The organism is Lentiprolixibacter sp., assembly GCF_982873095.1.
The window spans coordinates 1-8,151 of the sequence record NZ_CEYNTP010000121.1; the positions used below are offsets into that span (position 1 = coordinate 1).

Here is an 8,151-nt window from a genome sequence, read left to right on the forward strand (position 1 = left end):
TAAGAATCCTGACAGCAGGTGTTCTTTGCGATCGCATAGCCATGGCGATCAGGCCTGGAATGGGAAGTGTAAAACGTAAGTAATTGAAAAAGAATAAATTATATTGACTTAGCAAGCCATAAGCCCACTACAACAGCCAGGAGGCCGGTACCTATACTACCTAAGGCATACAGGGAGAAACCAAAGTAATCCCCTGATTTCAAAAGGTTGAAGTTTTCGAAAGTAAACGCAGAGAAGGTAGTGAAGCCGCCACAAAAACCGGTAGCCATAAGCAGAACATGACTTTGCGATAGCGCGGAATCCTTGAGGGCGAATCCCAAAATAAGACCTATAAGCAGGCAACCCAGGACATTTACCAGAAAAGTACCGAGGTAAAAACCGGAAAAAATTGGATTTAAGGATTTACTGATGAAATAACGGAGACAACTCCCTATCCCTCCGCCGAGAAATACCAAAAATGCCTGTTTCATACCCTAAAAGTATAAAACTATATGGCTTTTTTGTATTTCGAAGTATCTAAATCGAGAGGATAAATCTTTGCTGCTTCAGCATCCTGTGATTCTTTTTCTCCTGTTGATCGTGTGTTGGAATTCAACGCACTAAAGATTAACAGGGAGGCGTTAACAGCAATCAGGGCAAAGAAAATTGTGAAGAAAATTACCATTGGTCGGTTGTCTTTATCCTACTAACGCAAAAGTACGAGTTTTCTTATATCTAAAAAGCTGGAATTCAATAATGTTGTCAACAGGTCAATTTTTGTGGTGTACACAAAAAAAGGGGTTAATTTTTGAGAAGTGTCTTAAGTAAAAACAATACAATTATGAAAACGACAAAAGAAATTCCCACCCATTTCACACCTTTGTAATTCTTTCGGTGAAGTGGCCTGTCTTTTCTGTATGAAAATATCAGGATTAGGCTGAATCCTATGATAAAGAGAATGGCAAATACGACTTGCCCTGTGGTAAACATATCCTTATTTTTACGCAAAGCTAAAGCAAAAACGGACAAATATGAAAAGGAAAATCGACGCAGTGGAACTGTTTCACAAATCCTTTGGTCTGGGGGTTTCCGAATCCCCCAGGGCAGACCTGGGACATGAAAAGAACATGTTGAGGTTTAACCTTATGGATGAAGAAAACAAGGAATACTTGCAGGCGGCCCAAAACAATGACCTCGTAGAAGTTGCGGATGCCCTGGGTGATATGTTGTATATTCTCTGCGGAACGATTTTGGAACACGGAATGCAATATAAAATCGAAGAGGTTTTCGAGGAGATCCAGCGCAGCAATATGAGCAAACTGGGCCCGGATGGTAAGCCCATCTACCGTGAAGACGGCAAAGTACTTAAAGGGCCTGATTATACGGCACCAGATATCCGGACCATATTGGACAAATAGGAAAGGGAAGGTTAACCTTTTTTGTTTGTCAGGTGATTTCTCTTATTTGACCTTATACCGCCATCCGAATTTATCTTCTTTGCGGTTGTACTGAATGTCCATCAATTGTTGCTTCAGGTTTTTGGCATAACTGTCATTCACTGCAGGCAATTCATAGCGTTCCCCTTTATATCCAAAGCCCAAAATTGGATTGATCACCGCTGCGGTGCCACTCCCAAACATTTCTTTCAGGGAGCCGTCTTTTATGCCTTCGAGCAACTCTACGACCTTAATGGGGCGCACCTCAACCTTAATCCCCTGGTCCTCTGCCAGGGCTATGATACTTTTGCGGGTAACCCCATCGAGGATGCGGTCACTGGTAGGACAGGTAACCAGCGTATCGCCCAGTCTCACAAAAATATTCATGGTGCCTGCCTCCTCAATGTACTCATGGGTATTGGCATCTGTCCATATCACCTGCTGGAACCCCTCGTCTTTAGCTAGGTTGGTGGGATAGAACTGTCCGGCATAGTTCCCCGCAGCCTTGGTGAACCCGAATCCGCCATTGGCAGCCCTGCTGTATTTTTCAGCTATTTTCACGCGAACTTCCCCGCCGTAGTACGACTGGGCAGGTGAACAGATAATGATAAACTTGAATTCCTCTGCCGGGGAAGCAATAATACCAGGATGGCTGGCAATTACGAAAGGTCGTATATACAGAGAATTGCCAACGCCAGGTTTGATCCACTCCTGGTCGAGTAAAAGCAAAGTGGTTAGTCCCTCAAAGAAATACTCTTCCGGAAATGCCGGCATCGCTAAACGCTCACTGGAACGGTTGATCCTCCTGAAATTTTCATCCGGACGGAACATCCATATACCTCCCGACTCGTCCTTGTAGGCCTTCATTCCTTCAAATACAGCCTGTCCGTAGTGAAATACACGGGCCGAAGGTTCCATTACCAGAGGCTGGTAAGGCAGTATTCTTGGGGTTTGCCACTGCCCATCTTTGTAGTCGCAGATAAACATGTGGTCAGTGAAGTATTCTCCGAAAGGCAGGTGGTTAAAGTCCACCTGGGAAATTTTTGAAGTTTCCGCTTTTTCAACACGAATGTGCTTTGTAGTGACGTCCATATACGGTGATTTTACCCTATAAAATTACGTAATTATAGGGAGTTGAAGTTTCATTTTCTCTTGAAAATTTATGAGCTTTGTCCATCAATACAATTCTTTGTCATATATGAAACATTTTAACATTTTGGTTGGATTATTGGTAGTTTTTGTAAGCTGCCAGAACATTAAAAAAGAACAACAAGATGAAAATCCGGCAAAGGAACAAGTCGATTACGCTACTTTTGGTGCCGAGGTAGACGCCTCAGCGGTGAAATCTGACCGGGAAATAGCTGCCCTTTACGACCAACTTGGGGAATCCGATTCGGTATCGACCAAATTTAGGGCTACGGTTACGGAGGTTTGTCAGGCAAAAGGTTGCTGGATGAAACTGCAGCTAGGAGATGGCGAAGAGGCCATGGTTCGCTTTAAGGATTACGGCTTTTTTGTACCCAAGGATATTGCGGGTGAAGAGGTTATCGTTGCCGGGAATGCGTTTGTTGACCTGATGAGCGTGGAAGATCAGCGGCATTACGCTGAAGATGAGGGGAAAACTGCCGAGGAAATTGCACAGATCACAGAACCAAAGAAGACCTACAGTTTTGAAGCTACAGGTGTACTAATTAAAAGAGAAGTTGAAACGCCGGGTAATTGATACTGCCGACGGCTCCAAAACTATCCTGATAGAAGACTGGCAGGAACAGTACCATTCTATACATGGGGCGGTGCAGGAAGCATATCACGTGTTTATTAAAATGGGCCTGCATGCCGCAGAACAAAAAGATCTGTCGGTATTGGAAATGGGATTTGGAACAGGCCTCAATGCTCTGATTACCTTTTTGGAAGCCGGAAAGAAAAAGCTTCGCATACAGTACCACGGAATTGAGAAATACCCTGTGTCAGAAGAAGAACTTCAATTGCTGAACTATGTAGAGGTATTACAGGAACAGGGGCTTGAGCAAGTGTTCCGGAAAATGCACAAACTACCCTGGGAAGTAACCACACCCCTGAGCAACAATTTTACATTGACCAAAACTCAAATAGATTTCCGGGAGCTCAGGGAAAACTCCCGATACCATCTTATCTATTTTGATGCCTTTGGTCCGCGAGTACAGCCTGAATTATGGACAGTTGAGATCTTTAAAAACCTCTACAACGCTTTGCTCCCTAATGGTATACTGGTTACCTATTCTTCCAAAGGCAGCGTTAGGCGCGCAATGGAACAATGTGGTTTTGTTGTGGAAAAACTACCTGGCCCGCCCGGGAAAAGGGAAATGCTTCGCGCAGGGAAATGCTGAGCACTTCTTCCCATTAGGGTTAAACAAGATTGTTAAACCTTAATTAAAGACGACTTTGGCGGGTACCAAAACCAATATCTTTGCAAAAAATTGGAAATGAAGCTGTTAATTACAGGGGCTACAGGGCTGGTAGGCGGAGAGCTGGTGAGGATTTGCCGGGAAAAAGGCATCCCGGTTCACTATCTTACTACACGACGCGAAAAGATTGAAAATACAGAGCATTACAATGGCTTTTACTGGAACCCTTCTTCCGGGGAAATAGATACAGCTTGTTTTGATGGGGTAACCTCCGTGATCAACCTTGCTGGGGCTTCTGTGGCCGAACGATGGACAAAGGCATATAAGAAGAAGATCCTGAATAGCCGGGTACAAAGTCTGAAGACCCTGTATTCCGGAATAGAAAAAAGTACCGCCCACGAGATCTGCAGTTTTGTTTCGGCTTCTGCGATCGGTATCTATCCCAGTTCACTCACAGAATACTATACCGAGGCCTCCACAGCGAGGGATAGCAGTTTTTTAGGCAATGTAGTGATACAATGGGAGGATGAAATACAGAAGTTCGAAGCCCTGGGACTTAAACCCGCCATTGTGAGGATAGGACTTGTGTTATCTGAAAAGGGCGGTGCGTTGCCACAGATGGTCACACCAATTAAAAATTACGTCGGTGCCGCCCTGGGCTCAGGAGAGCAATGGCAATCATGGATCCACGTAAGCGACCTGGCCAGGATGTTTCTGTTTTTAACCAAAAATGAGTACCACGGCCTTTTTAACGGGGTGGCGCCAAATCCCATTACGAACAAACGTCTCACCAGAGAGATCGCCAAGGTATTTGGCAGGCCCTTGTTGCTGCCCAATGTTCCGGAATTTGTAATGAAAGTCATCCTTGGAGAAATGAGTACCCTGCTTTTTTCCAGCCAGCGCGTAAGTAGTCGCAAGATTGAAAAGATAGGGTTCAACTTCCATTTTCAAAACATCTGTAAAGCTCTGGAGGATCTCCGGAAGAAATGGCAATAGTAGATACTTGTACTTCTCCTTTCGCCAACTACTTCCTATTCAACTTCCCGGTGTATTTCAACCTGATCACTAAGGCGGCAGCAGCCTTATTTTTTTGTGACATTTTGACATTTTTAAAGAAATGGCAGTACTTTTGCCGTTCTAATTTCGATAAACCAAAAAATTGATGAGTAAGAAAAGCAAGTCAGATTTGGAAGAGGCGATTCCGGAAGAACAGTTGAACGAAGAAGTGCAACAGCAGGAAGAAGAAGCACAGACAAACGAAAGCGAGTCCCCCGTCTCAGAGGAAGAACGGCTGCGGGAAGAATTGTCTGCCGAAAAGGATAAATTCTTGAGGCTTTTCGCCGAATTTGAAAATTATAAAAAGCGCACCTCAAAGGAGCGTATGGATTTGTTTAAGACCGCAGGGCAGGAGGTTATGCAGGCCCTGCTACCGGTATTGGATGATTTTGACCGAGCCTTGAATGAGCTTTCCAAGTCAGAAGACAAAGAAATGTTCAAAGGGGTGGAACTCATAAGCAATAAGCTTAAGGAGACATTGAAATCCAAAGGTTTAGAACAAATAGAGGTCAGTCAGGGAGATACCTTTGACGCTGAAGTCCATGACGCAATTACCCAGATCCCCGCTCCGAATAAAAAGCTGAAAGGGAAGATCATCGATGTGGTTGAAAAGGGGTTTAAACTTGGAGACCGCATTATCAGGCACCCCAAAGTGGTTGTAGGAAACTAAATATTGGTATGAAGCAGGATTATTATGAAATATTAGGGGTTGACAAAAATGCATCGGCTGCCGAAATAAAAAAGGCATATCGAAAGAAAGCCATTCAGTACCATCCGGATAAGAATCCTGGGGATACCAAGGCTGAAGAAATGTTCAAAAAAGCTGCCGAAGCTTACGAAGTGCTTAGTGATCCTGATAAAAAGGCACGCTATGATCAATACGGGCATGCTGCATTCGAAGGCGGAGGCTTTGGCGGAGGCGGCATGAACATGGAAGATATTTTCAGCCAGTTTGGAGATATTTTCGGAAGTGCTTTCGGAGGCGGATTTGGAGGCTTCGGAGGTTTTGGCGGAGGGGGCCAGCGCCGTGTCAAGGGCAGTAACCTCAGGATACGGGTCAAGCTCAGCCTCGAGGAAGTGGCCAATGGTGTGGAGAAAAAGGTGAAAGTAAGACGAAAGGTAAAGGCTGCAGGCGTTACTTATAAGACCTGTTCCACTTGCCACGGTAGCGGGCAGATGACCAAGATTACCAATACCATATTGGGGCGAATGCAAACCAGTACCACCTGTCATTCCTGTGGCGGTAGCGGACAAATCATTGATAAACGCCCTTCAGATGCCGATGCACATGGGCTTAAACCTGTTGAGGAAACAGTATCCATCAAGATTCCTGCAGGGGTTGAGGACGGCATGCAGCTAAAAGTAACAGGAAAAGGTAACGAGGCCCCAGGAAACGGTATCCCGGGGGATCTGTTGGTTGCCATTGAAACTAAAGAACACGACACCCTTAAACGGGAAGGGGATAACCTGCATTACGACCTCTACATACCTATTTCAGAAGCGGTATTAGGGACTTCCAAAGAAATAGATACAGTGTCAGGAAAGGTCCGCATTAAACTGGAGCCTGGGATACAATCTGGGAAGATATTGCGGTTGAGAGGCAAGGGGATAGCCAATCTTAATGGCTACGGTCACGGGGATCTACTGGTACACGTGAATGTATGGACACCCAAGGAACTCACCAAGGAGCAGCGGGAGTTTTTTGAGAAGATGCGAGGACACGAAAATTTTGAACCAAAGCCTGAAAAATCCGACAAATCGTTTTTCGAGAAGGTCAAGGATATGTTCTCCTGATGAATCGGGTTTAGTTTAAATAAAAAGCGTATATTTGATTCGATATTGGGCAACCAATATTAATTTTCTTTTTCATAGCAATTTTTTTCCCATCCTTAATCCTTTTAAGGGTGGGTTTTGTTTTTAAGGCCTTTTTGAAATGGAGCCCATTATTGTAAACATACACCATTGATGCTCTTTTGGGTCATTTCTCTATCTTTGAACGATGTCGAACGAGAAGACTATTCTACTTGCTGATGGGGTAACCAAGAGCTTTGGGGCCTTTAAGGCACTTAAAGGAGTATCCCTCTCCATTCCTGAAAACAGTATATATGGGGTCCTGGGTCCCAATGGGGCTGGCAAAACAACATTTCTGCGTATCGTTAATCAGATTACTTATCCGGATTCGGGCTCCGTCTATTTTGACGGTGAGCCCCTGAAACCAGAGCATATTTCATTCATTGGCTACCTGCCGGAAGAACGGGGACTCTATAAGGGGATGAAGGTAGGCGAACAAGTGCTTTACCTGGCGCAACTGCGTGGCCTGTCCAGACAGGAAGCGAAGAAAAGGCTTACCTACTGGTTTGAGCGATTGGATATCGGGGACTGGTGGAACAAGAAAATTCAGGAGCTGTCCAAGGGGATGGCACAAAAAATCCAGTTTATAGTTACCGTCCTGCACCAACCAAAGTTGCTGATCTTTGACGAACCCTTTAGTGGCTTTGATCCCATCAACGCGAATATCATAAAGGAAGAGATACTTCAGTTGAAAAAAGAAGGGGCTTCTATCATTTTTTCCACCCATCGCATGGAATCTGTTGAAGAACTCTGCGAGCATATTGCCCTGCTGCATGAAGGGGAGGTGATCCTCGATGGCCGGCTTTTCGACATCAAACAGCAGTACAAGGAAAATGTGTTTTCCGTACAGCTCGAAACCCAAAAAGGCGAGAACCTGCTCACCAACCTGTCGGATCAATTCGAGATATCCGCACAACGATATGATCAGCAATCGGGCTACCTGGATTTTTCCGTAAAATTGCCTGATGGAGCGGCCCGCGATTTTCTTAGCCAAATCGCTGCTTCGGGCAACATTTTGCGTTTTGTTGAAACGGTACCTACGGCAAATGAAATATTTATTCAAACCGTTCAAGAGAAAATGAAGCATGCATAAACTGTGGTTGATCATTAGAAGGGAATACCTGGCCAAGGTGCGCAATAAGTCTTTTGTGATAATGACCATACTCAGCCCTATCCTGATTGTAGGACTGGTGGTGCTGATTGCTTACCTGACCAAGGTGAATGACAGCGATAAACGTATCATTGCCGTTTTAAATCAGAGCGCTTATTTCTCAGGAGATTTTCTCACCTCTGACCAAACCGCTTTTGTGAACTTCCGGTCGATATCCCTTGAGGCGGCAATGGATTCCACCGTCAGCCTGGGGTATTACGGGTTGCTGTTAATCCCTGAAGGTCCGGACATCCAAAGTGTATCAGAAAATGCTTATTTCTACACCAAGGACGCT

Annotated in this window: 9 protein-coding genes and 1 pseudogene; 8 read left to right on the forward strand and 2 right to left on the reverse strand. The window is 44.8% G+C overall.

From position 1 onward, the window contains the following. Window positions 1–98: 98 nt before the first annotated feature. Entirely contained in the window at window positions 99–470 is a 372-nt protein-coding gene (gene crcB, locus AC4E7D_RS08450; protein ID WP_490173369.1) for a fluoride efflux transporter CrcB, read from the reverse strand. Window positions 471–1,010: 540 nt separating this feature from the next. On the opposite strand from crcB, the gene AC4E7D_RS08455 reads away from it, so the two are divergent. After that, window positions 1,011–1,397 carry a pyrophosphohydrolase domain-containing protein gene (locus tag AC4E7D_RS08455; protein WP_490173370.1) on the forward strand — a complete coding sequence of 129 codons (387 nt, stop codon included), beginning with the start codon at window positions 1,011–1,013 and terminating at the stop codon, window positions 1,395–1,397. A gap of 42 nt (window positions 1,398–1,439) precedes the next feature. On the opposite strand, the gene AC4E7D_RS08460 is transcribed toward AC4E7D_RS08455, so the two are convergent. Then, window positions 1,440–2,507, reverse strand: coding sequence for a branched-chain amino acid aminotransferase (locus tag AC4E7D_RS08460; RefSeq protein WP_490173371.1), 1,068 nt, complete (start codon window positions 2,505–2,507; stop codon window positions 1,440–1,442). Between the two features lie 106 nt (window positions 2,508–2,613). On the opposite strand from AC4E7D_RS08460, the gene AC4E7D_RS08465 reads away from it, so the two are divergent. The 7 genes and pseudogenes from AC4E7D_RS08465 to AC4E7D_RS08495 all read left to right on the forward strand — a co-directional run. Then, window positions 2,614–3,138: a DUF4920 domain-containing protein gene (locus AC4E7D_RS08465; RefSeq protein WP_490173372.1), complete on the forward strand. Its 525-nt coding sequence runs from the start codon at window positions 2,614–2,616 to the stop codon at window positions 3,136–3,138. Then, window positions 3,119–3,781 (forward strand): tRNA (5-methylaminomethyl-2-thiouridine)(34)-methyltransferase MnmC2, encoded by a 663-nt coding sequence (gene mnmC2 / locus AC4E7D_RS08470; protein ID WP_490173373.1) that lies wholly within the window; start codon window positions 3,119–3,121, stop codon window positions 3,779–3,781. Before AC4E7D_RS08465 ends, mnmC2 begins: the two co-directional genes overlap by 20 nt. A gap of 96 nt (window positions 3,782–3,877) precedes the next feature. Next, window positions 3,878–4,795, forward strand: a complete 918-nt coding sequence (locus AC4E7D_RS08475; RefSeq protein ID WP_490173374.1) for a TIGR01777 family oxidoreductase — start codon at window positions 3,878–3,880, stop codon at window positions 4,793–4,795. A gap of 166 nt (window positions 4,796–4,961) precedes the next feature. After that, a complete protein-coding gene (locus tag AC4E7D_RS08480; RefSeq protein WP_490173375.1) occupies window positions 4,962–5,525 on the forward strand; it encodes a nucleotide exchange factor GrpE in 564 nt (187 codons plus the stop codon). Between the two features lie 8 nt (window positions 5,526–5,533). Beyond that, window positions 5,534–6,649, forward strand: coding sequence for a molecular chaperone DnaJ (gene dnaJ, locus AC4E7D_RS08485; protein WP_490173376.1), 1,116 nt, complete (start codon window positions 5,534–5,536; stop codon window positions 6,647–6,649). A 205-nt stretch (window positions 6,650–6,854) separates the two neighbouring features. Further along, complete coding sequence (locus AC4E7D_RS08490) at window positions 6,855–7,799, forward strand: ABC transporter ATP-binding protein (RefSeq protein ID WP_490173377.1); 945 nt, start codon at window positions 6,855–6,857, stop codon at window positions 7,797–7,799. Beyond that, window positions 7,792–8,151: pseudogene (locus AC4E7D_RS08495) on the forward strand (ABC transporter permease); the annotation flags it as partial. The gene AC4E7D_RS08490 and the pseudogene AC4E7D_RS08495, both read left to right, overlap by 8 nt.